The organism is Vulcanithermus mediatlanticus (genome assembly GCF_055385885.1).
Genome location: NZ_AP042385.1, coordinates 299,313 through 322,023 on the forward strand (window position 1 = coordinate 299,313; position 22,711 = coordinate 322,023).

Below are 22,711 nucleotides of genomic sequence, written 5' to 3' on the forward strand. Positions count from 1 at the left end.
GCTGTGAGGGATGGGGCTTTTCGACAACTTCCTCGAGGTCTTCCTCAAGCTCACCGATCCGACCCCGAGTTTCGTCGCCGAACGCTGCCTGCTTGAGCGCTACACCGTAGGCGGGTGCTCGGCCTGTGCCGACGCCTGCCCCCACCAGGCCATCGACCTCAACCACTTCACGGTCCGGATCGAGGAAACCGACTGCACCGGCTGCGGGATCTGCGTGGGGGTCTGTCCGGGCACGGCCCTCGGCTACCCCCTCGGGCCGCTGCAGGAAGCCCTCACCAAGGGCCGAGGGCAGATCAAGTGCAGCCGGGCCGAAGGTCACGGCGAGGAGACCCTCTGCCTCGGACGCCTCACCCCGGGGGTCCTCGCCGAATCGGGCAGCCGCTTGGGCCGGCTCACGCTGGCCCGCGGGGACTGCCCCACCTGCCCCATCGGGGGCGAGACGGTCATTCCCCACCTAGAGCGAATGATCGAGGAAGCGCGGCGGTATTTCCCGGGCCTCGAGGTCACCGTCACCACCGATCCCCTGCCCGGTCCGCCCCTCGGCCGCCGGGAGATCTTTACCAGCTGGCTGGGAACGGCGCGCCGGGTGGTCGCGGAGGCCTTACCCGAACCGCCCCCCGAACTCCTCCCCGGCGACGACGAGAGCCTGTCCGACGAGCTCCGCCTCAGGTCACTCGCCGCCCGGCGAAGCGATTCAGTGCGCTGGCCAGGGGTGACCGTCGATGAAGACTGCACGCTGTGCCCCGTCTGCACCAACGTGTGTCCCACGGGGGCCATTCACCGCCGGCAGGAAAACGAAGAGACGGTTCTCGAGCTGGAGTTGACACGCTGCACCGGCTGCAACGCCTGCGTCGAAAGCTGTCCGCCCCAGGTGATGGCGCTCGTCGATTTCGATAAGTCAGCGCTCGAGCGGGGTACGATCGAGCTGTTCCGCGGCGTTCCGGTGTTTTGATCAACGCGCCTGGCTCGATCCATCCCCCGCAGCATTCGGGGCACTCGACCAGGCGTAATCTTCACGAAGACGCTGGAGGTCTTTCTCGTCGACGATTCCGTCGCCGTTCAAATCGTGGCTGAGCGGGGCTGCCTTGGTGGCCTTCTTCTTCCACTCGCGGGCCAGGGCCAGCAAATCCGGGTAGCGATAGCGCCCTTTGCCTTCCCGCTTGAGGTTGACGGACCTCGAGGCCAGAAACAGCTCACCCGAGGGATCGTAAAAACGCGCACTGTAGACCACCCTGGGCCGCAGCTCGCGCGAGGGCACCAGGGTCAGGCGCAGCACCTCCTGGTCCGAGACCGGGGCAAGCCAGGCCAGATCAATATCGAGCGCCTCGTCCTTTTCCACCCACCGAACGACGGCCACCGCCTTGTTGCTGATCTGGAGTGTTTTCAGCTCGGGGCGAAGGCCCTTGAGGGAAAAGCGGGCCTGGAACCCAAGCGCACGCCGACCCTCCTCACGCACCACCCAGATGAACGGGGCGCTGGTCGGGCTTTCGGGGAGGAGCATCCGCAACCGGGGCGGCGGGGGGTCGCCGACCAAAAGCTCGTAGCTCGCCTCGCGAACGTTGAGCGCGGCATCGCGCAAGGTCACCGCGAAACGGAAACGCCCTTTCTTCTTCGGGACCCCGATGAGGCGACCGCCCTCAAAGTGCAAGCCCGGGGGCAGTTCGCCCTTGAGTTCATAGGTGTAAGGCCGCACGCCGCCGGCCGCGACCAGCGACCCCTGGTAAGGCTCGCCGACATAGGCGTCGGGCAGACGATCGACCGCAAAGCGTAAGGGCTCACCGGGGCTCTCCGGCAGCTGGGATCCGCAAGCCGTGAGCACGATCAAAAGTACCAGCAAGCCCAGGCGCACGCCTCATTTTATCTGGCCCCACGGTATGCTGATGCGATGAACGACCAGAGGCCCACGCCCCAAAGCGGCGACCGTCTGGCCGCCGTCGTGATCCTGAGCGGCTGGTTCCTGATAATCTGGTTCGCCAGCGGGGGTTCTGTGCTGCAAATCCCCCTATTCTTCGTCGGCTACGCCTGGCTCCCGGGGCTGGTGGCGGTCATCGCCGCCCGGCGGGCCGGCCTTTCCATCCCCGTCTTGGGACGGCCCAACCTCTGGTGGCTCATCGCCTGGTTCAGCCCGCTCGTGCTCCTGGCCGCGACCGTCGTTCTCTCGCTTCCGCTCGCCGAGTTTTCCGGACTCACCGAGCTTCGGGCCAAGCTGCCGCCCACCGTGGCCGACGCCAGCGCCCTTTCGCTCGTCGCGCTCTTCATCACCCAAAGCCTCATCGCCGCCGCCACCGCCAACCTCGTCTTCGCCCTGGGTGGGGAACTCTTTTGGCGCGGCTACCTGTGGGCGGCCTACCGGGGACTCGGCTTCTGGCCGGCTTCGCTTCGGATCGGCCTGGCCTGGGGCCTGTGGTATGCGCCGCTGATCCTGCTCACCCCCAACCCAGAGACCCCGGTGTGGGCCTCGATCGCCCTGGCCGTCGCCTTCTCGGTGCTCCTCACCCCGAGCCTGCTCTGGCTGCGGTTGCAAGGCGGTGCGGTCATCGTCCCGGCGCTTTTCCAGGGGAGCGTCACCGCGCTCAGCGGCTTGCTTCCGCTCTTGTTCGTCCATGCCTCGAGCCTGCTGGTGGGCTTTACGGGGCTTTCCGGCCTGGCCGCCCTGGCTGCCGTCAATTTTGCCCTCAGGAGGTGGGCGCGGGATGATCAGGCTACCGCCGGCGTTTGAGACCTCACGTCTGCGCATTCGAACGCCACAGCTCCATGACGCAAACGCCCTCTTTTCCTGGGCCTCGGACCCCGAGGTGACCCGCTTCCTGGGTTTTCGACCGCACCGCAGCACCGACGACAGCCTGGCGGTCCTCCGCCGCTGGATCAAGGCCTGGGCCCAAAGCCAGGGCCTTGTCGCCCACTGCCGGGATCTGACCTACCTCATCGAATACCGGGGGATACCGATCGGCAGCATCTCGGTCCACGCCGGGCGCCTCGGCCTCGAGATCGGCTACGCGCTCAGTCGCGAGGTTTGGGGAAAGGGGTTCATGCCCGAGGCCGTCGCCACCCTCACCGAAACGCTCCTGGCGCTGGGCGGGGTCCGGGTCATGGCCACCGCCCACGTCGACAACCACCGCTCACAGCGGGTTCTGGAAAAGACGGGATTCGTGCGGGAGGGCCGCTTAGAGCGCTATTTCTACTTCCCCAACCTTGGCAGCTTCGGCGACGGGTTCCTCTACGCCCGCACCGCCTCAAAAGCGGGGGATTAAACTAAGCGCTATGCGGACCGACCTCACCGTCGAGGAAGCACTCAATGCGATCACCGAGCGCGTTTTTGAAATTCAAGAGATCGAAGATGTGGCCCTCGAGGCCGCGCTGGGCCGAACCCTGGCCAAAGACCTGGCGGCGCTCGTCGACCACCCCGACGTCGACAACACCGCGGTAGACGGCTACGCCGCCCGGGCGGCGGATACGCTGGGGGCCAGCCCAGAGTCCCCGGTCCGGCTCAAGGTGATCGGCGAAGCCCCGGCCGGACGCCCTTTCGAGGGCCGGGTCGGGCCCGGCCAGGCGGTGGCGATCTACACCGGCGCCCCGCTTCCCCCAGGCGCCGATGCCGTGGTGGCGGTGGAGGACACCCGGCGCGAGGGCGACCAGGTCGTGCTCTTTGCCCCCGCCTCGCCGAAAGACATTCGGCCCAAGGGCGACGACTACAAAAAGGGCGAAGTGCTGCTCAAAAAAGGAACCGTGCTCTCCCCCGGACGGGTCGGCCTCGCCGCGGGGATGGGGCATGCCCGGCTCCCGGTGGTCCGGAAACCGAGGGTGGGCATTCTCTCGACCGGAGACGAGGTGGCGGAGCCAGGTGAGCCGCTGCCCCCCGGAGGCGTCTACAACTCCAACAGCTACGCCCTGGCGGCCATGGTCGCGGAAGCCGGTGGCGAACCCGTTTTGCTCGGGCGGGTCGACGACCGCCTCGAGGACCTCAAAAAACGCATCGGTGCCGCCGGCAGGCTCGACCTGCTGCTCACCTCGGGCGGGGTGAGCATGGGCGAATACGACCTGGTACGCAAGCTCCTCGAGCGCGAGGGGGAAATCCACTTCTGGAAGGTGCGACTGCGCCCCGGGGGTCCGCTCCTCTTCGCCCATTGGCAACGCCTCCCGCTCCTCGGCCTACCCGGAAACCCGGTGAGCGCCATGGTCACCTTCTTCCTCTTCGGGCGGCCGGCACTCTACAAGATGCTCGGCCGCACCGACCCCCCCTACCGAAAGGTCAGGGCTCTGGCCGAGGAACGCTTTAAGGGCGCGGGGCACAAGGTGGCCTTCCGCCGGGCGATTTTGAGCTATGACCCCGAATCCCCCGGGGGGTTTCGTGCCCGCAGCACGGGCAGCCAGTCCTCGGGGGTGCTCAGGTCCATGGCCATCGGGAACGCGCTGGTGGTGGTTCCGCCGAACACCCAGGTGTCGGCCGGCGACCTGGTCGAGGCCATCCTGCTCGCCCCAGAGCAGATCGGAAACGGCTGACCCCACGCGCCTGCGCCCGGGTGATGCTCACCCGGGCGCGGCCCGCTTTGGGAGAAGGTCGTCTTGGCGCCTTAGCGGCCTGAGAAGCTCAACGGGTAGCCCGCGCGCTGCCAGGCGTTCATGCCCCCGGAGACGTTGTACACCCGGGTGTAACCGAGCTCGACCAGGGTTCGCGCCGCGTACTCGCTCATGGCCCCGCTGCGGCAATAGACCACGATCGGCGCGTTCTTATCCTGGGGCAGCTTGTCTTGGAAAGCGGCGATCTGGTTATAGGGAATCTTGAGGTCGGTGCCGGGGATCTCGCCGGCGTAGGGAATGTGGACGTTGATCAAGACGAAGGGCCGATCCTCGGCCTTGAGCAGGGCGCTCAGCGTCTCGACCGAGATATCGGCGTAGCTCCCGGCGGGAACCTCCGGCAAGCTCGCGCTCGCCTTGCTCGAGGAGCGCCCGGCCAGGGCCCACACAGCCAAAACCCCCACCGCGGCGATCAAGAAGAAGTAGGTCCAGCCCCGCTTCATGCCTGCCCCAGCTCCTTTTTCAGGGCGTCGAGCTCGGCCTCAAGGTCATCCCCCTGGAGCTCCTCAAAGGCCTTTTCCAGATCGGCCGCCTCGTCGAGCTCAACCAGCGCCTGGTGACGGTCCTCCATGGCGTTGATCCGGGATTCCATCTCGCGGAAGGCCTCGAGGGCGCTGTCGGCTTCGAGGTGCGCATCGAGCCGGCGGACGGCCTCCGCCGCCTGCACGCTCTTCTTTTTGGCGACAAGGGTCTTCATCTTACCCTCGGCCTCGGAGATCTTGGCCTCGAGGGCCTTGAGGCGAACCTTCAGCCGCTCGACGGCCTCGCGCTGCTGGCCGATCTGATCGGCGAAACCACGGGCGAGGGCTTCGGCCTGCTTGGCTTCTTTGAGCGCCTCGCGGGCCAGGTCCTCTCGCCCGGCTTTGAGCGCGTCCTTGGCCCGGTTACGCCATGACTCGGCCATCTCCAGGTAAGCCTGCTCCTCGCGCTCGAGCTGCCGCAATTCGGCGATCGCCGAGGCCACCTCGCTCTTGGCCGAACGATAGGCCGCCTTCATGTCCAAAAGCGCCTGGCGCAAGACCTTCTCCGGATCCTCGGCACGGCGCAGAAGGTCGTTTAAATTGGCGCGGATCAGCCGACCCACACGATCGAACAGGTTCATCGCATTCCCCCTTTCAGCCGGGCCACCCGCTCGGCCCAGGCGTCCACCTTGGCCTCGAGGCGCTCGGCCTCGAGCTCCTGAAAGAGCGCCTCGAGTTTTTCGAGCGAAGCGCCCAGTCGCGCAATCTCGGTTTCCAACCGCCGCAGGCGCTCCTCCTTGGCCACCTTGTCCTTGAAGAGGTCGTGGGCCTCAAGGCCCGAATCCTCCAACGCACCCTCGGCCCGTGAGGACGCCCGCTCGAGCTCGGCCAGAAGCCGGGCCCGCTCCTCACGCAGGGCGGAAACGCGGTTCCGCACCCCGATGATCTCCTCGGAAAGGGCCTTGAGCTCGGCCTCGAGCCCGGGATCCCCGGAGGTGGTCGCGGGCAGCTTGCCCTCGCGGAGGGCACGGATGTCCTCCATACTCAAGCGGCCATCCTCGCCGAGCTCGCGATAGCGCAGGAAGGTATCGCGGTCGATCCTTCCCTTGGCGTAGAGCGTGGCCAGCTCCTCGAGGGGATCCGGTTCCGCCCGGCGCGCCGGCGCTTCTTCCCGGATCTCGACCAGGTCGATGATGCGCGTGTGGTGCCTTCGGCTACGGCTCGATCCGCATCCCATGGCTAACCCTCCAGATCCTTAAGTTGCTGCAGGTAGGCCTCGCGGCTCAGCTCGCCGCGGGCGTAGCGCTCCCGGAGTACGTCCTTGGGACGCTCTCCCCCGGCCTGGGCCGGGGCCCGCTCGGGCCCGCGCAAGAGCGCGAAGAGCAAAAAGAGGCCCAGGAAGAAGAGCAGGAGCATCCACAGCCCGCCGAAACCGAATCCCATCATGCCGGCACCTCGATCGCCTGCAGCACCCGTTCAAGGCGCGCCTCAACCTCGCGTCCGATCGTGGCCAGCGCCTCAGGCACCTCTTCCGAAACGAGGCCGAAGGCCGGTTCCGGACGCAAAAAGCCAACCTCCACCGCGTCCCCGACCTGCCTCAGGTAGACCGCGCAGGGAAGCAGGATGCCCACCGCCCGGTTGATCTCGAGAGCCTGGTGGGCGAAGCCGGGATTGCACACGCCAAGCCGGATGTAGGGCTCGATCTCGACGCCGATCTTCTCCTTGAGCACTTCGTGGAAGGCGTTGCGGCTCAGGATCCCGAAGCCTTCGTTCTTCAACAGCTCGGTCAACCGCGCCTCGACGGCCTCGATGTTTCCTTGAATCTGGATCTTGCGAATTGTCTTTTCCATCTCCAACCTCCTAGGGGTATTACAAGGGGCTTTTGTTAAGGCCGTGTTAAGGTACCCCTCCGAGGTACCCGGGCTCAGGCGAGGCGGACCCGCCGGAGCAGCATCGCGTTCACGGCCACGATGATCGTGGAGAGGCTCATAAAGACCGCCGCAATCGCCGGGGAAAGGAGAATGCCCCAGGGCATGGCCACGCCCGCCGCCAGGGGTATCGCCACCACGTTGTAGCCGGTCGCCCAGGCGAGGTTTTGCACCATCTTCCCGTAGGTGGCTTTGGCAAGCCGCAGGCCACGGACTACGTCAAGGGGGTCATTTTGTACCAGCACCAGATCGGCCGATTCGATGGCCACGTTGGTGCCGGCGCCAATGGCGATGCCGAGATCGGCCTCGACCAGCGCCGGCGCGTCGTTGATACCGTCCCCGACGAAGGCGACCCGGCCCTGGCCGGCGAACTGCTGCTTCAGCTCGCGAACGATGCGAGCCTTATCCTGAGGCAAGACCCGGGCGAAGTAGCGTTTGATCCCCAGGTCGGAGGCCACGGTCTTGGCCACGGCCTCGGCGTCGCCGGTGACCATCACCGGCTCCACGCCCATCGCCTGGAGCTGGCGGACCGCCTCGCGGGCGCTCTCGCGGACCTGGTCGGCGAGCGAAAGCACGCCCAGGACCTTCGACTCGGTGAAGGTCACGATCGCGCTCTCACCACGGGATTCGGCCTCATCGAGCACCTTCTTGAGCTCGCCGAGGTCCAGCGAGAACTCGCGCAGCCACTCGGGCCGGCCGACGTAGACCTTCTGCCCGTCGACATTGCCCACGATCCCCTGCCCCGGGACCGCCTGGGCGTCGGCCACCTGCGGCAGCTCGAGGCCCCGCTCCTTGGCCGCCTCGACGATGGCCTCGGCCAGCGGGTGACTGCTGGTCGCCTCAAGCGCCGCGGTCAGGCGCAACAGCGCTTCCTCCGAGAGCCCCTGCCCGGCCACGCGACGCACCGCGAAGCGCCCCTCGGTCAGGGTGCCGGTCTTGTCGAAGGCCACCGCCTTGACGTTCCAGGCCCGCTCGAAGGCCTCCCTGTTCTTCACCAGGATCCCGTTTTGGGCGGCCATCGCGGTGGCGTTCGAGGTCACCAGGGGAATCGCCAGGCCGAGGGCGTGGGGGCAGGCGATGACCAGGGTGGTCACGGCGATGGCGAGCGCGAAGTTGAAGTTCTCCCCAAGCAGAATCCAGGTCACGAAGGCCACCGTGCCGACCACCAGCGCGATGTAGAAGAGCCAGGACGCCGCCCGGTCGGCGAGCGCCTGGAAGCGACTGCGGGCGCTCTGGGCCTCGCGCACCAGGCGCACGATCTGGGAGAGGGTGGTGGCTTCACCGGTCCGCAAAACCCGCACCTTGAGCACGCCCTCGTTGTTGATGGCGCCGGCCACCACCTCGTCGCCCTCGGCCTTGGTCACCGGCTTCGACTCACCGGTCAGGAAGGCCTCGTTGACGCTGCTCGTTCCCTCGACGACCACGCCGTCCACCGGGATCTGCTCGCCGGGGAGGACCATGATCAGATCGCCCTCGCGGAGCTCCTCCACCGACACGTCGCGGACCTCGCCGTCCTCGACCCGGTGGGCCTTGGTGGGCACCAGCTCGGCCAGGGCCTCGAGGGCCCGGCTGGCCTGCTGCACGCTCGTCATCTCCACCCAGTGCCCGAGGAGCATGATGTCGATCAGCGTCGAGAGCTCCCAGTAGAAGGGCTTGCCCGGGAAGCCGAGGGACACCAGCAGGCTGTAAATGTAGGCCACGCTGATCGCCAGCGCGATCAGGCTCATCATCCCCGGCTGCCGGTGGCGGAACTCGGCGATCGCGCCCTTGAGGAAGGGGCTCCCGCCGTAGAAGTAAAGGAACGTCCCCAAAACCGGCCCCACCCAGGGGGTCCATGGCGCCGAGTAGGCGGTGTAGCCCAGCCATTCCTGCATCTGGGAGGAGAAATAGAGAATCGGCAGGGTCAGGATCGCGCTGAGCCAGAAACGGCGCAGGAAATCTTTGGGGTCGTGCCCCGCGTGTTTGTCGTGGCCCTCGTGACCTCCGGCTCCGCCGTGGTCGTGGTGGGCCCCGCCACCGTGGCCGCCGTGGCTGTCGTGGGCCCCGGCGCCGCCATGGTCATGCCCTTTGTGGTCGTGAGCCCCGTGACTTTCGTGAGCGTGGGATTGATGGTCGTGCTTGTGCGAACCGTGATTCATACCCTTTTCCTTCTCATCCACCTGCGATCACCTCCGAAACACGCACCTATCGAAAAACGTTCTCGCAGGAACGCGCTTCCACTGCCTCCTCACTACCCCTATCATCACTCTACGACACACATACAGATCATTTCGTTCAAGGCGGCAGCCGAATGTCCTGCTTCCCCTTTTAACCCCCCCCGGGGGGGGTGGGCTATGGATAGGATAGCACGGCCCTAGATCGCGTGCAAACATCGAGAGGCAGGCCAGTTGGCCTGCCTCTCCCCCCTGCCGCCATCGCCTCACCTCACCTGCCGTTCCGGACCCCGACCCCGGTAGCGATCGATGAACGCCGCCGCCGCTGCGGGGTCGAAGGGGTCGAGGTCGAGCCGCCTTCGCCAGGCAGTAAGCACGACTTTCGGTCCCAGCCCCGGCAAGGGAACGACGATCACGCCCTGGAATGGCTCCTGGAATTCAGCCCCCCAACGCCGGAGGTAAGCGAGCGCCGCCTTACCAGGCTGATCGTAATAGATCACGACCTCGCCGTGCTCGAGGCTGTGCACCAGACGGACGGCGGGTTGGGGTTTGGTGTAAAACCCCGGATTCACGTCAAAGGGACTGTGGGTTCCGGAGGTGGGGGTTGGGGTCGCGTAGCGGATCTCCTTTCCCGGCGGCAGGTGCCGGCTCCCCAGATCCGGCTCTTTCACCACCTGGGCCAAGGCGCTCTGCCCCTCGGCGACCAGGGCGTCGAAATCGTCGGTCTTGGGCTGGAGCAAAACGTAGCCTACAATCCCGGCCGCGGCCAAAAGTAAAACGCCCCAGAGCACCGCCCCCCGCCCTTTCGGCTTCGGGCGCTGCCTGGGGCTGATGCCGCGGCGCGCCATTACACGCCTCCCTCACCGAACTCGATGATGCCCATCATGCCCAGATCTTCATGGTCAAGGATGTGGCAGTGGTAAACGGTCTTCCCCGGGAAGTCCTTGAAGGCGACCCGGATGCGCACCCGCTCACCGCGCCGCACCAGGACCACATCCTTCCAGGCCCGCACCTTCTCCGGATACCCGTTTCGGCTGACGATCTGGAAGGGATTGGTGTGCAGGTGGAAGGGATGGTCCATGACCCCGGCGTTGACGATCTCCCACTCCTCGACCTCACCCAGCCTGACACTGGTGTCCACGCGCCGGGGGTTAAAGATCCGGCCGTTGATCATGAACACCATCCCCCGTCCCATCTGCATGCCGTGGCCGAGCACGAAGCGGCGGGTGCGGACCGGGTTTTCCAGGGGTACGACGGGCAAAAGGCGCTCGGGGAGTGGCAGAGCCGGCCGCCGTGCTTCCCCGTAGACCACCTCGGCCAAAACCCGCGTTCCCGTGCCACGGGCACTGCCGAACGCCCCCATACCGGCGACACCCCGGTCATAGCCCAGATCGAGCAGACGATAGCTCCCGGGATTGCGGTCGCCGCGTATGAGGACCTCGGCCCGCTCGCCCGGGGCCAGGAGGAGGGTGTCGAGCTCCACCGGCTCCGAGAGCGCCCCCCCGTCGGTGGCGATGAGGTAAAGGGGGTGGTTTTCCAAACGGAGGTGATAAAACCGGCTGCTCGAGGCGTTGAGCAATCGCAGACGCAGGAGGCCACCCCGGGGCACCACGAAGCGCTCCTTCGCCTTGCCGTTCACCGTCACCACCGGACCTTCCCGACCCTGGACCGTGTCCATGGGCGCGGGCGGCGGGACCCGACCGCCCTGAATCGCAAAGTCCTTCAGCACCGCGAAGGCCTCGCTGGCGGCGGCGATTTCAGGAATCTCGTCGAGCGCCCCCCGCACGATCAAAAGGCCCGAAAGCCCGAGGAACACCTGCTTGGCCACCAGACCGTGGAGGTGCGGGTGATACCAGAAGGTTCCCGCCGGGTGATCGGCCGGAATCTCGAACTCGTAATCCTGGATTTCCCCGGGAGGGACCTCGAGGAAGATGTTGTCGGCGTTACCGCTCGGCGACACGTGCAGGCCGTGGAAATGGAGGTTCGTCGGTTCCTTCAGACGGTTTACGAACCTCAACCGGAGTGTGTCCCCGGCTTTGAGCTCCAGCCGGGGCCCGGGGACCCGCCCTCCGTAAGCGAAGAGCTCAACCCTCTGTCCCGCGACCGTGACCGGGCGGAGGCTGGCGTCGAGCTCAACCGAGAGCAATCCCGCCTGGCTTTTGACCACCCCGGAAAGCGTGCCCAGACCCTGGGCCCGGGCGCCCCGTCCCCAAAAACCGGCGCCGGCCAATGCCGCCGCCGCGCCGATCACCGCGCGGCGGGAGAGCTTCCCGCCGCTCATACCCTTACGTTCACTCTGTTCCTCAGGCATCGTTCCCCCGCTTTTCAAGTCTCAGGTTGGTAATGCAGGTCGGCGCGTTCCCCTCGGTGGTAATGGGGACCGTTCCTATGTAATCGCCCTGCTTGACCTCGAGGCGGTAATTCTTCCCCCTCGGCAACCACAGTTCAAAAAATCCATTCGCCATTGTCTTGACCTTTCCTTCCCAGAATACATTGCCGTTTTCGTCGATCACCTTCACGGCAAAGGTTTGTTCCGCGAGCTCGCCCCGGCAGCTGGACATGAAATGCACTTCGCATGGGTGGGTGTAGCGAACGTAGGGCGCGACGGCGAGGGCCATCTCATCCTTCGGCAAAGGCACGCGCTTCGTTTTCTTATCCGAGAAGACGAACACTATCTCCTTCGCGGTGAGGTAGCTCTGGACCCCCTTCGCCTCTTCGGCCCACTGGTTGGCGAGCGCCAGTGCCTCTTTCGGGGAAAGGCCCTCGAGCTCGCCTCCCTGATCACGTCCGAACCCGCCGAGCCCGAGCCAAAGGCCCGCGCCAACCGCCAAAACACCGAGAACGATCCATGAGAACCGTCGCATACCTAAAAGCTAACCCCACCCTGTAAAGCCCCTGTAAAAACCGGACTCGCCCTCGGCAAAGGGCAGCGTGAAACAAAAGGTGGTGCCCTTTCCCACTTCGGAAGTGAGCCAGATCCGACCCCCCATCGCCTCGACCAGTCCTTTGGCAACGGTCAAGCCCACGCCGGTGCCTCCCTGGGCCCGGCTGCGCGCGGGGTCGAGGCGAAAAAAGCGCTCAAAAACGCGCTCCTGGAACTCGCGGGGGATGCCGGGGCCGGTGTCGGAAACGCAAAAGCGGGCCCCGGCTTCGTCGGCGCCGAGCGAAAGGATGACCCGCCCCCCAGCAGGGGTGTGACGCAGGGCATTCCGGATCAAATTGGCGAGCACCTGCCCCACCCGCTCGGGGTCGGCCCGAACCGGCGGTAGCGGCTTTTCGGGCATCTGGAGGTCGAGTTCGACCCCCTTGGCCTCGAAGGCGGGCAGGAAGCGTTCGTAGGCCGCGCGAAGCAAAGCGTCGGCCTCGTAAGCCCGGAGCTCCATCGGCACCGCCCCCGCCTCGACCCGGGAAACCATGGAGAGGTCCTCGACCAACCGGCGCATGGCCTGCACCTCCCGGGTGATCGCCCGCGCCGCCGCATCCGCCGGCATCACCCCGTCGGCCATCGCCTCGGCATACCCTTGCAGGGCCGCGAGCGGCGTGCGCAACTCGTGGGCCACGTTCCCGATGAGCTCTACCCGGGTCCGTTCGATCTTCTCCAGCGCCTCGGCCAAGCGGTTGAAGTGGAGGGCGAGTTCTGAGAGCTCGTCGTTGCCGAGCACCGGCAGCCGGACGCTGTAGTCCCCCTCCGCCACCTTTCGACTGGCCGTGGCCAGCATCACCGCGGTCTGGGTCAGCTTGCGGCTGACGAAGAACGCGATGCCTCCGGCGACCAGCGTGGCCACGGGGAGCGATGCCAAAAACGCCGAGTTGAGCGTACTCCTAAGCGCCCACTCCAAGTCCTTCCTCAACGCCTCGGCCATCGGCCCCATGCCCATCATCGCCGATGCCCCGAGCATGTGGGCCACGTGCCCGCGAAAAAACTCCGGCGCGAAGACCTCCACCAAAAAGGCGAGCGCCAGCTCGGCCAGGACCACCACCAGCAGGTAGCTCAAAAGGAGTTTGACGAAGAGTCGCATCAGGTCTCTTTAAAACGATACCCGACGCCCCGGACGGTTTCGATATAGCGCGGATGCTCAGGATCGTCGCCGAGCTTTTTCCTGAGCGCGGCCACGTGGACGTCCACCACTCGATCGACGCCGAAGAAATCCTCCCCCCACACCCGCTCAAGCAGCCGGTCCCGGGAAAAGACCATGCCCGGGTGACGGGCGAGCAAGAGGAGGAGGTCGAACTCAAGGCGCGAGAGGTGCAGGGGTTCACCGTGCAAAAAGACCTCCCGCGTGTGGGGCCGAATCACCAGCTCGCCGTAGCGCAGTTCTTCCTTGAGACCGACCCGTCGCAAAAGGGCCTTCACCCGGGCCACGAGTTCTCGGGGCGAAAACGGCTTGGTCACGTAGTCATCGGCGCCGAGCTCGAGGCCCCGAACCCGCTCCTCTTCCTCGCCTCGGGCGGTCAGCATCAGCACCGGAAGCTCGGGGCGCAGCTCGCGCAAGCGCTCGGCCACCGCCCAGCCGTCGAGCTTTGGCAGCATCAAGTCCAGGACCACCAGGTCGGCCTGGGGCGCGAGTTCGAGCGCCGCTTCACCGTCGTCGGCCTCGAGGAGCTCGTAGCCCTCCCGACTCAAGTAGGCCCGGAGAATCTCGCGGATCGCGGGATCGTCGTCAACGACCAGGACTTTCGCCATTTCGCCCCCTTTGCAAAATGCCCCGGCGCCCCCCGAGGGGGGTGCCGGGGGAAACTCAAGACTCCAAATCGCGCTTCATGCGCTCGTAAGTCTCTTTATCGATCTCGCCCCGGGCATAACGCTCGCGCAGGACCTCGAGGGCGCGATCGCTGCCGCCCCGGCCTCCGCCACCGCCCCCGCCATCACCTCGGGTCATGGCGCGGACCACGGCGTAGACCAGCCAGGCGATCAGGACGAACCACAAAATTCCGAACAAGAGTCCCCAACCTCCCATTCCGTAACCCCATCCACACCAGGGACAACCCCACATCACCACCATCACCTCCGACCATTACTTTCGGCCCTCACCGTAAAGATATCGTAAACATGAGGTAGGATACCGGGGTAACTGAACAGGACGGTTCCCCAGGTGCCTTTTCTTGGAATGACTTTCGTTTTAACGTAGGAGGGCCATGCCCTCGGGTAAGGTGCACGAAACCATCAACACCGGATTCCTCGTCGCCCAGGCCGCCGCCTGGCTGGGGGGCGCCCTCGCCCTTCCTGCCCAGGGGGTTTGGAGCTATTTGGCTGGATTCGCACTCGGTACCTATTTGATCACCCCCGACCTCGACCTCGCGGAGCGCCAGGAGCCGAGACCGCTCAAATGGTGGGGGCCGCTCAAGGTGCTGTGGTGGCCCTACGGAATGATCTTCAAACATCGAGGCCTCTCCCATTCCTGGGTTTTGGGGCCTTTGAGTCGCATCGCCTACTTGGCGATCCTGGCCGCGAGCGCTGGTCTCCTGGCCAGGTTTGATCTCCGGACGCTCATCCTCGAGCATCCCCTCGAGGCCAGCCTTTTCACCCTCGGCTATCTGCTCTCGCAGTGGATCCATCTGGTCCTCGACCTCTGGACCCAGGAAACGCCCCGGGGCGGCCGGCGAAAAAGGGCCCGCAAGAAGTCATCACTCGGCATCTAAACGACCCCCGCCGTGGCTTTCGCCACGGCGGGGCTCCCGGCAAACGACTGCAGACGCTGAAAAAGCCCGTGGTGCCCACTTAGGCACCGAATTTTTGCAGCTTGCCGGCATGCGCGAGCAGCAAGGGCAGGAGCTCGGTGCCCCGGAGCTGGCCTAAAACGCCCTTTTGCGCCTCATCCTCGGTGAAGCGACGGGCCGCGTCGTTGCGGAGATGGGGGCCGAAGATGAGCAGGGGGACCGGGTGCCACGAGTGGGCCTTGAGTACCGCCGGCGTCGAGTGATCCCCGGTAATGGCCACCACGTCGGGGCCGAGATCGAGGAGCTCGGGCAAGAGGCGGTCGAACATCTCGATGCGCGCCACCTTACCCTCGAAGTCACCGTCCTCGCCCTTGGAATCGGTCTTTTTGAAGTGGAGGTAGAAGAAGTCGAAGGCCTGCCAGTTGGACCGGATCGCCTCGAGCTTGGCCCTGGGCCGGTCGGGGTCATCCTCCGAAACATCGAGGTCAAGGGCGCGCATGCCGACGAGCTCCGCCACGCCACGGTACATGGGGTAGCTGGCGATCGCGGCCGGGGTGACCGAGGCGACCTCACCCAGGGCGGGAAAGTTGGGCCGCTTCGAGATGCCACGCAAAAGCACGCCGTTGATGACCGGCTCATCGGCGAGGATCTGCCGAGCCTGGCGCACGAACGCGTTGAGGATGGCGGCGGTCCGCCTCGAGGGCTCGTCACCGCTGATCGCCTCGGCCTCTTTGGCCGGCACTCCGGTAACCTGGGGATCGGTGTCGGAGACCGCATCCCCCAGACCCTCTCCGCGGAGCACGACGACGAAACGATGCTCGCTCTCGGTGTGGATCTCGACCTCGACCCCGTCGATCTCGCGAATCGCCTCGCGGAGCCTCGCCACCACCCGACGGTTCTCCTCGGTACTCGGACGCCCGGCCCGGCGGTCCAGTACCCTTCCCTCCGGGTCGAAGGTGGCGAAGTTGCCCCGAGCGGCGACGTCTTGGGGTCCGAGCGGAATACCGAGGCCGAGCGCCGAGAGGACGCCCCGGCCCACCTGGTATTTCAGAGGGTCGTACCCGAAAAGCGCCAGATGGCCGGGCCCCGACCCCGGTGCGAGGCCCGGAAAGACCGGCGTATACAGACCAAGGGCGCTCTCTTGGGCCAGCCGGTCCAGGTTCGGGGTGCTGGCCGCGGCGAGTTCGGTAGGACCACCGGGCTCACGCGGCAAACCTCCGACGCCGTCGAGCACGACGAGGAGGATCTTCGAGGGTGTTTTTTTGCTGATCTCTTTGAGATAGGGCAGGATGTCCATGCCTCCATTATGCGAAAATAAAGCATGCGCCCGCGCGCAAAGTTCTGGCTGGAAAGCGAAGACGGAACCTACCTCATGGGCCCGCGGACACTCAGGCTTTTGCTCGCGATCAAGGAAACGGGGAGCCTCAAGGCCGCCTCCGCCAAAGCCGGATTTTCCTACCGCGCGGCCTGGGCCCGCATCCGGGAGGTCGAAGCAGCGCTTGGCTTTCGCCTGGTCGAAAGCAAAAGCGGCGGCGAGGGCGGCGGCGCCACCCGCCTCACCGAAGAAGGGGAAAACTTCGTCGAGCGCTACCAGGCCTTCCTCGGCGCTGCCGAGGCCGGGCTCCAGACCGCCTTCGAAAAGGCGTTCGGCGTAGACTGACAGCCATGGAGCGAACCCGAGTGCTCTTTGTATGCCTCGGCAACATCTGTCGCAGCCCGATGGCGGAAGGAATCTTCCGGAAGCTCATCAAAGAACGTGGCCTTCAGAACGCCTTCGAGGTGGACTCGGCCGGGACCGGCCCCTGGCACGTCGGCGAACCCATGGACCCGCGAACCGAGACCGTGCTCAAAAGGCACGGCGCCTATTTTGAACACCGAGCACGCCAGATCACACCGGAAGATTTTCAGCACTACGACCTCATCCTGGCCGCCGACCGTGAGATCGAGCGCGACCTGGTGCGCCTGGCGGGCCCTTTTCGGGACAAGGTGCACCTGATCACCGAACCCTGGGGTCAGGGAGAGATCAACGACCCCTGGGAAGGCGACCTTTGGCTGTTCGAACAAACGTATCTGGAGATCGCCGACCTGGTGGAAAAGTGGCTGGAACGGCTTTGGCCGGGAGACGATGAGGCCGGAAAGGCTCCTTAAGGCCGCGGGCATAAACGCTCCACCCCCCGAACCGATGGGGGGCGGCGATGTGGCGCGTCTTTGGCGCGCCGGTCCCTACGTGATCAAGACCCATCCCGCGCCCCCACCCGGCATGTTCCCGGCGGAAGCCGAAGGCCTCCAGGCCCTTCGTGAGGCGGGTATCCTCACCCCGGACGTCCTCTGGGCCGGCGAGGCGGGGCTCGTCCTCACCTACCTGCCACCCGGCAAGGCGGACTGGCCGGGGCTTGCAAAAATGCTGGCCCGCCTTCACAAAACCCGAAGAGAACGTTACGGGTGGTCCAAACCGGTGTATCTGGGCACCTTCCCGCTTTCCCAGGGCGAGCACGGGGCGTGGGACGAGTTCTTCGTAAACTTTCGCCTTGCCCCCCTGCTCGAGGCCACCTGGAACCAGCTCGGGCCCACCGGAAAGGACGTCGAACGCCTCCTCGCCCGCTACACGCCCCCGGCCGAAGGCCCGACCCTGATTCACGGCGACCTCTGGCACGGCAACCTGCTGATGAGCCAGCAAGGACCGGCCCTCATCGATCCCTCGGTCTGGGTCGGGGAACGGGGCGTCGATCTGGCGATGATGCGCCTCTTTGGCGGCTTCCCGCCGACCTTTTGGGACCATTACGAAGCGATCTACCCCGTTCCCGACGAAGTGCGTGACGCCCTGCCCTATTACCAGCTCTATTTCCTCCTGGTTCACGTCCATTTCTTCGGCCCCGCCTACCTCTCGGGCATCCAAAGGGTCTTGCGCATCTACGGGTAAAGCCCGGCCCACGCGGGCCGGGCTTTGGAAAGCTTTCCCCTTAGAAACTCACGTTGATGTTGGCCTGGCCGCAACCCTGGTAGGTGACGGTGATGGTCTTGGTCACCTGGCCGTTCGTGGTGTAGGTGTAGACCACCGTACCGCTGTCGAAACCGGGGAAGTAGTCCTGCTGCTGGGCGCAGCTCTTCGACCAGTGCAAGGGGTCGCCCGGGTCGGTGGCCACGTTGAACACGAAATTGGTCCCGTCGCGGGTCATGTCGACGGTGCCGGTGACCTCGAGCGTACCCGCGTCTCGGGGGCTGGCCGGGTCGTCGGGCGTGTAGGTGGTGGTGCGATCGATGGTGGTCGCGGTCTCGTGCACCACCTGGCCGTCGCGGGACACCGTGATGTTCACGGTCATGTTCTTGGTAATGGTCACGGCTCCCCCAGCGCCCTCGTCCACGGTCACGCTGCCGTCCCAGGTCCGGCTGCGGCTGAAGGCCTCGCCACGGGCGTTGGTGCCGCTGATGGTGGCCTGGAAGTTGGTGAAGGTCATGGTCCGGCCCTTGACGTTGCTGTCATTATCATTGGTGTCACTGTAGGTGAGCGTTCCGGCAAACGTGGCGGTGTGGCCATCATCAGTCGTAGCGGAACAATTGGTAAAGGTCATCGAGAATCCGCTGACGATCCCGTCACCATCAGCGTCCGTACCCGATTTGATCTCCGCCTGGCACTGCCCGGTGCCAGTTCCAAAGTCCAAGCTCGCGAGCCTAATCCGCCAATGCCGGAGCAAGCGGGCCACCGGACGGGGAAAGCCGGGAAGGAGGGCCTGGGTATCCACTCCCTGAGCGCCAGCGCTCAGCGTCCCCGCCGCCAAATCCTCTAAAAGCGCCCCATCCAGCGCCAGCTCATCGGCCACCACCGCCTGGGCGTCGCTGCTGTCCGCCTCGGGCGTGGCCAGCGAGCTGCAGGCCGAGAGCACGACCACACCGAGGACACCCAAAACCCCAACCAACCACCGTCTGCTTTTCATTGCCATCACCTCGAGGCCAGCCTAAGAAGGCCGGGCCCGGGGCGGCTTAGGGGCCTCTTAACAAACGTTCATACAGGCGGCCTATTTGGCCTGGTTGGCGGCGATCAAGAGCGGGTCCCACACCGGGCTGAAGGGCGGGGCGTAGGCCAGGTCGAGCCGGCGCAGATCCTCAACCGTCGCCCCCTGGTGGATGAGCGTTGCCACCACATCGACCCGCAGCGCGTCGCTGCCCCCGCCCACGATCTGGGCCCCGAGCAACCGGCCCGAATTCCCCTCGTAAACGAGCTTGACGAAAAGCGGATGGCCACCGGGCATGTAGTGCGCCCGGTCTCGGGACTTGATCATCACCGATCGAACGTCAAAACCCGCCTGACGCGCCCTTTCCTCGGTGAGGCCGGTCACCGCAACCGCGAGATCGAAGACCTTGCTGATCGCGCTGCCCACCACCCCCTTGAACGTCACGTCCTCACCGGCGATCACCGCGCCCGCGGTGCGGCCGTGCTTATTCGCCACATCGCCAAGGGGCAGCCAGTAAGGCTCGCCGGTCACCAGGTGCACGCTCTCGGCCACGTCCCCGGCCGCCCAAACGCCGGGGAGGTTGGTGCGAAGCTTCTCGTCGACGGCGATGGCACCGGTGGGGCCGAGCCGGACGCCCATTTGCTCCGCCAACGCCACGTTCGGCCGGATGCCGACCGAAACCAGGGCCAGATCGGCGTCGATCGTCCCCTGGCTGGTCACCACCGCGCCGAGCGCGCCCTCACCGGTGAATCCCTCAACCCGAGCCCCGGTAACGACCTCGACCCCGCTCCGAACCAACGCCTCGCCGACGATCTCGCTGATCTCCGGATCGAGCTGGGGCATGACCCGGTCCCTGGCCTCAACCACGGTCACCGCAAGGCCCCGCTTGCGGAAGGCCTCGGCCATCTCGAGGCCCACGTACCCACCGCCAACAACCACCGCTCGACGGGCGCGATTCAACCACTCGCGAATCGCAAGCCCGTCCTCCGGCGTGCGCAGGGTAAAAACCCCCGGCAGATCGGCACCGGGAAGGGCCAGCCGCACCGGGCTGGCGCCGGTGCTGATCACCAGGTAGTCAAAGCGCTCCTTTCGCGTTTCTCCCCCCTCGAGGTCGCGCACCAAAACTTCGCGATTTTCGTAGTCCACACCGACCACTTCGTGGCGGGTGAGCGCGGCAATGCCCTGCTTTTTGAACTGTTCGGGGGTCCGGGCGACCAGATCCTCGACCCGCTCGATCTCGCCCGCGATGAAATAGGGCAACCCGCAGGCCCCGTAAGACACGTAATGCGTTTTTTCAAAGGCGATGACCTCGAGATCAGGACGGCTCCTCTTTGCCTTGGCCGCGGCGCTCATTCCCGCAGCCACGCCACCGATGATCACAAGACGCTCGCTCATACCTCTTTTATACCCCCAAGAGGTATAACCTCGCCCACCCCGTATATTGGACGCATGGCAAACGACGTTCAATCATGGCGCTGGGACCTCACCGACCTCTTCCCAGACGTGGCCGCGTACGAAACCGAGCTCAAAGCCCTAACGGCGAAAGCCGAGCACTTCGGACGCTGGCGGGAAAAGCTGAACGACCTCGATCGCGACGGCTTCATGGAGCTGCTCCGGGAGTTTGAAGAACTCTCCCTCCTGGCCCACAGGCTCGTCGCCTACGCCGCGCTCGAGTTCTATGCCGACAGCCGCTCCGAAGCGGCCCAGGCCCGCTTCGCCCACGCCCAAAGCCAGCTCGGCGAACTCTCGGCCAAGACCCTCTTTTTCGAGGTGTGGTGGAAGCACCTCGAGGACGCCAAGGCCAAGGCCTTGATCGAGGCCGCGGGGCCCCGCTATGCCTACTGGCTCTCGGAAATGCGCTCGTGGCGCCCTTTCACCCTCGGCGAGGAGGCCGAGCGGGCCATCACCCTCAAGAACACGGTGGCCCGGGCTCAGGGCAAGATCTACGAAACGATTAACGACCGCTACACCTTCGCTTTCGAAGCCGAGGGCACGCGCGTCGAGGCCAAAAAGAGTGAGCTCTCACGCTACACCCGCCATCAAAACCCCGCCGTCCGCAAGGCCGCCTACGACGCCATGCTCGAGCGCTACCGCGAAGAGGCGATGATCCTTGGGGAGCTCTACCGGTTGGTGGCCGAGGACTGGAAGAACGAATACGTCAAACTCCGGGGCTTCCCAACCCCGATCTCGGCCAGGAACAAGATGAACGATCTTCCCGATGCCGTGGTCGAGGCTTTGCTGAAAGCCACGGAAGAGGGGAGCCAAACCTTCCAGGCCTATTTCCGCCTCAAGGCCCGGGCGCTCGGCATGAAGCGGCTTTCCCGCTACGACCTCTACGCCCCGGTCGGGGAAAACGAGCGCCAGTACACCTTCGACGAAGCGGTGGCGCTGGTCAGCGAGGCTTTCAGGCAGTTCGACCCCGAGTTCGAAGCGCTGATGCGCCAGGTCATCGAGGCCCGGCACATCGATGTCTTCCCCCGCGACGGGAAACGCTCGGGCGCCTTTTCCTACGGCCCCGTGCCCGGTATGACCCCCTACGTGCTCCTCAACTTCCAGGGCCAAGCCCGTGACGTGGCCACGCTGGCCCACGAACTCGGGCACTCGGTCCACAGCCTGCTCGCGGCCTCCCATCCGGTCTTCACCTTCCACCCCCCCCTCCCCCTGGCGGAGTCGGCCTCAACCTTCGGCGAAATGCTGCTCGTCGACCGGCTGCTGGCGACCGAGCAGGATCCCAGGCTGCGAAAGAGCATCCTCTTTCACCAGCTCGATGGCTTCTACGGCACCATCCTCCGCCAGGCCTACTTCGCTCGCTTCGAGATCGAGGCCCACGACCTGCTCACCGGCGGCGCGCCCCTCGAGGCGGTCCACTCGGCCTACCTCAAAACGCTCAAGGACCAGTTCGGTGACGCGGTCGAGGTCCCCGAGCACTTCCAATACGAGTGGCTGATGGTGCCCCACTTCTACCACACGCCCTTCTACGTCTATGCCTACGCCTTCGGCCAGCTGCTGGTGCTTTCGCTCTACCGGCGCTACCAGACCGAGGGCCAGGCGTTCGTTCCCAAGCTGAAACGCATCCTGGCCGCCGGGGGGTCCCAAAACCCCGCCGAGCTCCTGCAAAAGGAAGGCTTCGACATCGAGGACCCCGGGTTTTGGCTCTCGGGCTTCGAGCTCATCGGCGAGCACGTCGCGCGGCTGGAAGCCGAAATGCGCCGCGAATCGAACTGAGACTCCGAAGGGGGCGGTTCTCGCCTCACCGCTGGGTCGTTTCCCGGGCCTCGAGGCGCCTCAGTCCCACCAGAAACGCCGCCGCCGACAATCCGGCGGCGGCGAAGACCATCAACATGACCAGGATCTGATACCGCGCCGCCACCAAGGGATCAACACCGGCCAGGATCTGCCCCGTCATCAACCCAGGAATTGAGACCAGCCCCACGGCATAGAGAGCGTTGGTCGCCGGGATCAGCCCCGCCCGGTAGGCCCTGGCCCTGGCCCGAGCGAAGTCGAGGCCCAAGGCGCGCTCGGCGAAGTAGCGCTCGGCCGCCAGGCTCACGGCGTTCATCGCATTCGAAAAGGCCATCCCTCCCAGAGGAATGAGCACCGAGGGCGCGTACCAGGGGTGGGGTCGAAGGACGAGCTCGGTCGCCACCAAAAGCGCCAACCCGCCCCCGCCCAAGACGCCGGCGAGGGCGTAGGGGAAAAGCCGCCGCCGCCGCTCGAGCACGGTGCGAAGGGCGATCCATCCCGCGACCATTGCCATGGCGGTGAGCACGGCGAACACCACCAGGGGATGGCGGGTGAGGAACACGTAAGCCAGAGCGTAGCCCACGAGCAGGAGCTGGGCGAGCATCCTGCCTAAGGCAATCCAAGGGGTTTTCGAGTCCTCGCTCCAGACGGCATAGAGGTAGGCCACGATCAAGGCCAGCAGCAGGGCGTAAAGGAGCCGGGCCAGGGGGATCGTTGCCATCTCGCCTCAGCTTACGCCTTAG

The 22,711-nt window shown here is 65.7% G+C and carries 26 protein-coding genes; 9 read left to right on the forward strand and 17 right to left on the reverse strand.

From position 1 onward, the window contains the following. Positions 1–10: 10 nt before the first annotated feature. On the forward strand, positions 11–952 hold the full coding sequence (locus ACZ5BT_RS02450) for a 4Fe-4S dicluster domain-containing protein (RefSeq protein ID WP_464885045.1): 942 nt from the start codon (positions 11–13) through the stop codon (positions 950–952). Here ACZ5BT_RS02450 and ACZ5BT_RS02455 read toward each other — a convergent pair whose 3' ends face one another. Next, the gene (locus ACZ5BT_RS02455; protein WP_464885046.1) at positions 953–1,849 is read right to left on the reverse strand and encodes a putative Ig domain-containing protein; all 897 of its coding nucleotides are present in this window, start codon (positions 1,847–1,849) and stop codon (positions 953–955) included. A gap of 36 nt (positions 1,850–1,885) precedes the next feature. Here ACZ5BT_RS02455 and ACZ5BT_RS02460 point away from each other — a divergent pair, with 36 nt between their 5' ends. The 3 genes from ACZ5BT_RS02460 to ACZ5BT_RS02470 are packed head-to-tail and all read left to right on the forward strand — an operon-like array spanning position 1,886 to position 4,500. Then, positions 1,886–2,719 (forward strand): CPBP family intramembrane glutamate endopeptidase, encoded by an 834-nt coding sequence (locus tag ACZ5BT_RS02460; RefSeq protein WP_464885047.1) that lies wholly within the window; start codon positions 1,886–1,888, stop codon positions 2,717–2,719. Next, the gene (locus ACZ5BT_RS02465; RefSeq protein ID WP_464885048.1) at positions 2,694–3,251 is read left to right on the forward strand and encodes a GNAT family N-acetyltransferase; all 558 of its coding nucleotides are present in this window, start codon (positions 2,694–2,696) and stop codon (positions 3,249–3,251) included. Before ACZ5BT_RS02460 ends, ACZ5BT_RS02465 begins: the two co-directional genes overlap by 26 nt. 10 nt (positions 3,252–3,261) lie before the next feature. Further along, entirely contained in the window at positions 3,262–4,500 is a 1,239-nt protein-coding gene (locus ACZ5BT_RS02470; protein WP_464885049.1) for a molybdopterin molybdotransferase MoeA, read from the forward strand. A gap of 71 nt (positions 4,501–4,571) precedes the next feature. Here the strand turns inward: ACZ5BT_RS02470 and ACZ5BT_RS02475 are convergent, their stop codons facing one another. The 12 genes from ACZ5BT_RS02475 to ACZ5BT_RS02530 form a co-directional block, all read right to left on the reverse strand. Next, positions 4,572–5,018 (reverse strand): rhodanese-like domain-containing protein, encoded by a 447-nt coding sequence (locus ACZ5BT_RS02475; RefSeq protein ID WP_464885050.1) that lies wholly within the window; start codon positions 5,016–5,018, stop codon positions 4,572–4,574. Then, the gene (locus ACZ5BT_RS02480; RefSeq protein ID WP_464885051.1) at positions 5,015–5,677 is read right to left on the reverse strand and encodes a PspA/IM30 family protein; all 663 of its coding nucleotides are present in this window, start codon (positions 5,675–5,677) and stop codon (positions 5,015–5,017) included. Before ACZ5BT_RS02480 ends, ACZ5BT_RS02475 begins: the two co-directional genes overlap by 4 nt. Continuing rightward, positions 5,674–6,273 carry a hypothetical protein gene (locus ACZ5BT_RS02485; RefSeq protein ID WP_464885052.1) on the reverse strand — a complete coding sequence of 200 codons (600 nt, stop codon included), beginning with the start codon at positions 6,271–6,273 and terminating at the stop codon, positions 5,674–5,676. The genes ACZ5BT_RS02480 and ACZ5BT_RS02485 overlap by 4 nt, the downstream gene beginning before the upstream one ends. Before the next feature lie 2 nt (positions 6,274–6,275). After that, positions 6,276–6,482: an SHOCT domain-containing protein gene (locus tag ACZ5BT_RS02490; protein WP_464885053.1), complete on the reverse strand. Its 207-nt coding sequence runs from the start codon at positions 6,480–6,482 to the stop codon at positions 6,276–6,278. After that, entirely contained in the window at positions 6,479–6,886 is a 408-nt protein-coding gene (locus ACZ5BT_RS02495; RefSeq protein ID WP_464885054.1) for a DUF302 domain-containing protein, read from the reverse strand. The genes ACZ5BT_RS02490 and ACZ5BT_RS02495 overlap by 4 nt, the downstream gene beginning before the upstream one ends. A gap of 74 nt (positions 6,887–6,960) precedes the next feature. Continuing rightward, positions 6,961–9,102 (reverse strand): heavy metal translocating P-type ATPase, encoded by a 2,142-nt coding sequence (locus ACZ5BT_RS02500; protein WP_464885055.1) that lies wholly within the window; start codon positions 9,100–9,102, stop codon positions 6,961–6,963. A gap of 281 nt (positions 9,103–9,383) precedes the next feature. Then, entirely contained in the window at positions 9,384–9,965 is a 582-nt protein-coding gene (locus ACZ5BT_RS02505) for a DUF3105 domain-containing protein (protein WP_464885056.1), read from the reverse strand. Next, positions 9,965–11,398, reverse strand: coding sequence for a multicopper oxidase family protein (locus ACZ5BT_RS02510; protein WP_464885057.1), 1,434 nt, complete (start codon positions 11,396–11,398; stop codon positions 9,965–9,967). The genes ACZ5BT_RS02505 and ACZ5BT_RS02510 overlap by 1 nt, the downstream gene beginning before the upstream one ends. A 22-nt stretch (positions 11,399–11,420) precedes the next feature. Beyond that, entirely contained in the window at positions 11,421–11,981 is a 561-nt protein-coding gene (locus ACZ5BT_RS02515; RefSeq protein WP_464885058.1) for a CueP family metal-binding protein, read from the reverse strand. 9 nt (positions 11,982–11,990) lie between these two features. Then, positions 11,991–13,136 carry a sensor histidine kinase gene (locus ACZ5BT_RS02520; protein WP_464885059.1) on the reverse strand — a complete coding sequence of 382 codons (1,146 nt, stop codon included), beginning with the start codon at positions 13,134–13,136 and terminating at the stop codon, positions 11,991–11,993. Next, positions 13,136–13,801, reverse strand: coding sequence for a response regulator transcription factor (locus ACZ5BT_RS02525; protein WP_464885060.1), 666 nt, complete (start codon positions 13,799–13,801; stop codon positions 13,136–13,138). The genes ACZ5BT_RS02520 and ACZ5BT_RS02525 overlap by 1 nt, the downstream gene beginning before the upstream one ends. 55 nt (positions 13,802–13,856) lie before the next feature. Next, the gene (locus tag ACZ5BT_RS02530; RefSeq protein WP_464885749.1) at positions 13,857–14,111 is read right to left on the reverse strand and encodes an SHOCT domain-containing protein; all 255 of its coding nucleotides are present in this window, start codon (positions 14,109–14,111) and stop codon (positions 13,857–13,859) included. A gap of 142 nt (positions 14,112–14,253) precedes the next feature. On the opposite strand from ACZ5BT_RS02530, the gene ACZ5BT_RS02535 reads away from it, so the two are divergent. Next, complete coding sequence (locus ACZ5BT_RS02535; protein WP_464885061.1) at positions 14,254–14,757, forward strand: DUF2227 family putative metal-binding protein; 504 nt, start codon at positions 14,254–14,256, stop codon at positions 14,755–14,757. 79 nt (positions 14,758–14,836) lie between these two features. Here the strand turns inward: ACZ5BT_RS02535 and ACZ5BT_RS02540 are convergent, their stop codons facing one another. Continuing rightward, positions 14,837–16,072: a 2,3-bisphosphoglycerate-independent phosphoglycerate mutase gene (locus ACZ5BT_RS02540; protein WP_464885062.1), complete on the reverse strand. Its 1,236-nt coding sequence runs from the start codon at positions 16,070–16,072 to the stop codon at positions 14,837–14,839. Between the two features lie 24 nt (positions 16,073–16,096). Between ACZ5BT_RS02540 and ACZ5BT_RS02545 the strand changes: the two genes are divergently transcribed. Genes ACZ5BT_RS02545 through ACZ5BT_RS02555 form a run of 3 tightly spaced genes read left to right on the forward strand, consistent with a single transcriptional unit; the run spans position 16,097 to position 17,695 of the window. After that, positions 16,097–16,435 (forward strand): winged helix-turn-helix domain-containing protein, encoded by a 339-nt coding sequence (locus tag ACZ5BT_RS02545; protein WP_464885063.1) that lies wholly within the window; start codon positions 16,097–16,099, stop codon positions 16,433–16,435. Between the two features lie 5 nt (positions 16,436–16,440). Next, positions 16,441–16,923 carry a low molecular weight protein-tyrosine-phosphatase gene (locus ACZ5BT_RS02550; protein ID WP_464885064.1) on the forward strand — a complete coding sequence of 161 codons (483 nt, stop codon included), beginning with the start codon at positions 16,441–16,443 and terminating at the stop codon, positions 16,921–16,923. Then, positions 16,901–17,695 carry a fructosamine kinase family protein gene (locus tag ACZ5BT_RS02555; protein ID WP_464885065.1) on the forward strand — a complete coding sequence of 265 codons (795 nt, stop codon included), beginning with the start codon at positions 16,901–16,903 and terminating at the stop codon, positions 17,693–17,695. The genes ACZ5BT_RS02550 and ACZ5BT_RS02555 overlap by 23 nt, the downstream gene beginning before the upstream one ends. A gap of 40 nt (positions 17,696–17,735) precedes the next feature. Here ACZ5BT_RS02555 and ACZ5BT_RS02560 read toward each other — a convergent pair whose 3' ends face one another. Further along, positions 17,736–18,707 carry a hypothetical protein gene (locus tag ACZ5BT_RS02560; protein WP_464885066.1) on the reverse strand — a complete coding sequence of 324 codons (972 nt, stop codon included), beginning with the start codon at positions 18,705–18,707 and terminating at the stop codon, positions 17,736–17,738. A gap of 81 nt (positions 18,708–18,788) precedes the next feature. Beyond that, complete coding sequence (locus ACZ5BT_RS02565) at positions 18,789–20,120, reverse strand: FAD-dependent oxidoreductase (RefSeq protein WP_464885067.1); 1,332 nt, start codon at positions 20,118–20,120, stop codon at positions 18,789–18,791. A gap of 54 nt (positions 20,121–20,174) precedes the next feature. On the opposite strand from ACZ5BT_RS02565, the gene ACZ5BT_RS02570 reads away from it, so the two are divergent. Next, the gene (locus ACZ5BT_RS02570; RefSeq protein WP_464885068.1) at positions 20,175–21,950 is read left to right on the forward strand and encodes a M3 family oligoendopeptidase; all 1,776 of its coding nucleotides are present in this window, start codon (positions 20,175–20,177) and stop codon (positions 21,948–21,950) included. A gap of 25 nt (positions 21,951–21,975) precedes the next feature. Here the strand turns inward: ACZ5BT_RS02570 and ACZ5BT_RS02575 are convergent, their stop codons facing one another. Then, the gene (locus ACZ5BT_RS02575) at positions 21,976–22,689 is read right to left on the reverse strand and encodes an ABC transporter permease (RefSeq protein WP_464885069.1); all 714 of its coding nucleotides are present in this window, start codon (positions 22,687–22,689) and stop codon (positions 21,976–21,978) included. Positions 22,690–22,711 lie beyond the last annotated feature (22 nt).

Excerpts from the sequence above, each read along its gene's own strand:
- ACZ5BT_RS02450 (WP_464885045.1), top strand. The coding sequence starts at position 11 with ATGGGGCTTTTCGACAACTTCCTCGAGGTCTTCCTCAAGCTCACCGAT.
- ACZ5BT_RS02460 (WP_464885047.1), top strand. The coding sequence starts at position 1,886 with ATGAACGACCAGAGGCCCACGCCCCAAAGCGGCGACCGTCTGGCCGCC.
- ACZ5BT_RS02465 (WP_464885048.1), top strand. The coding sequence starts at position 2,694 with ATGATCAGGCTACCGCCGGCGTTTGAGACCTCACGTCTGCGCATTCGA.
- ACZ5BT_RS02470 (WP_464885049.1), top strand. The coding sequence starts at position 3,262 with ATGCGGACCGACCTCACCGTCGAGGAAGCACTCAATGCGATCACCGAG.
- ACZ5BT_RS02475 (WP_464885050.1), bottom strand. The coding sequence starts at position 5,018 with ATGAAGCGGGGCTGGACCTACTTCTTCTTGATCGCCGCGGTGGGGGTT.
- ACZ5BT_RS02480 (WP_464885051.1), bottom strand. The coding sequence starts at position 5,677 with ATGAACCTGTTCGATCGTGTGGGTCGGCTGATCCGCGCCAATTTAAAC.
- ACZ5BT_RS02485 (WP_464885052.1), bottom strand. The coding sequence starts at position 6,273 with ATGGGATGCGGATCGAGCCGTAGCCGAAGGCACCACACGCGCATCATC.
- ACZ5BT_RS02490 (WP_464885053.1), bottom strand. The coding sequence starts at position 6,482 with ATGATGGGATTCGGTTTCGGCGGGCTGTGGATGCTCCTGCTCTTCTTC.
- ACZ5BT_RS02495 (WP_464885054.1), bottom strand. The coding sequence starts at position 6,886 with ATGGAAAAGACAATTCGCAAGATCCAGATTCAAGGAAACATCGAGGCC.
- ACZ5BT_RS02500 (WP_464885055.1), bottom strand. The coding sequence starts at position 9,102 with ATGAATCACGGTTCGCACAAGCACGACCATCAATCCCACGCTCACGAA.
- ACZ5BT_RS02505 (WP_464885056.1), bottom strand. The coding sequence starts at position 9,965 with ATGGCGCGCCGCGGCATCAGCCCCAGGCAGCGCCCGAAGCCGAAAGGG.
- ACZ5BT_RS02510 (WP_464885057.1), bottom strand. The coding sequence starts at position 11,398 with ATGAGCGGCGGGAAGCTCTCCCGCCGCGCGGTGATCGGCGCGGCGGCG.
- ACZ5BT_RS02515 (WP_464885058.1), bottom strand. The coding sequence starts at position 11,981 with ATGCGACGGTTCTCATGGATCGTTCTCGGTGTTTTGGCGGTTGGCGCG.
- ACZ5BT_RS02520 (WP_464885059.1), bottom strand. The coding sequence starts at position 13,136 with ATGCGACTCTTCGTCAAACTCCTTTTGAGCTACCTGCTGGTGGTGGTC.
- ACZ5BT_RS02525 (WP_464885060.1), bottom strand. The coding sequence starts at position 13,801 with ATGGCGAAAGTCCTGGTCGTTGACGACGATCCCGCGATCCGCGAGATT.
- ACZ5BT_RS02530 (WP_464885749.1), bottom strand. The coding sequence starts at position 14,111 with ATGTGGGGTTGTCCCTGGTGTGGATGGGGTTACGGAATGGGAGGTTGG.
- ACZ5BT_RS02535 (WP_464885061.1), top strand. The coding sequence starts at position 14,254 with ATGCCCTCGGGTAAGGTGCACGAAACCATCAACACCGGATTCCTCGTC.
- ACZ5BT_RS02540 (WP_464885062.1), bottom strand. The coding sequence starts at position 16,072 with ATGGACATCCTGCCCTATCTCAAAGAGATCAGCAAAAAAACACCCTCG.
- ACZ5BT_RS02545 (WP_464885063.1), top strand. The coding sequence starts at position 16,097 with ATGCGCCCGCGCGCAAAGTTCTGGCTGGAAAGCGAAGACGGAACCTAC.
- ACZ5BT_RS02550 (WP_464885064.1), top strand. The coding sequence starts at position 16,441 with ATGGAGCGAACCCGAGTGCTCTTTGTATGCCTCGGCAACATCTGTCGC.
- ACZ5BT_RS02555 (WP_464885065.1), top strand. The coding sequence starts at position 16,901 with ATGAGGCCGGAAAGGCTCCTTAAGGCCGCGGGCATAAACGCTCCACCC.
- ACZ5BT_RS02560 (WP_464885066.1), bottom strand. The coding sequence starts at position 18,707 with ATGAAAAGCAGACGGTGGTTGGTTGGGGTTTTGGGTGTCCTCGGTGTG.
- ACZ5BT_RS02565 (WP_464885067.1), bottom strand. The coding sequence starts at position 20,120 with ATGAGCGAGCGTCTTGTGATCATCGGTGGCGTGGCTGCGGGAATGAGC.
- ACZ5BT_RS02570 (WP_464885068.1), top strand. The coding sequence starts at position 20,175 with ATGGCAAACGACGTTCAATCATGGCGCTGGGACCTCACCGACCTCTTC.
- ACZ5BT_RS02575 (WP_464885069.1), bottom strand. The coding sequence starts at position 22,689 with ATGGCAACGATCCCCCTGGCCCGGCTCCTTTACGCCCTGCTGCTGGCC.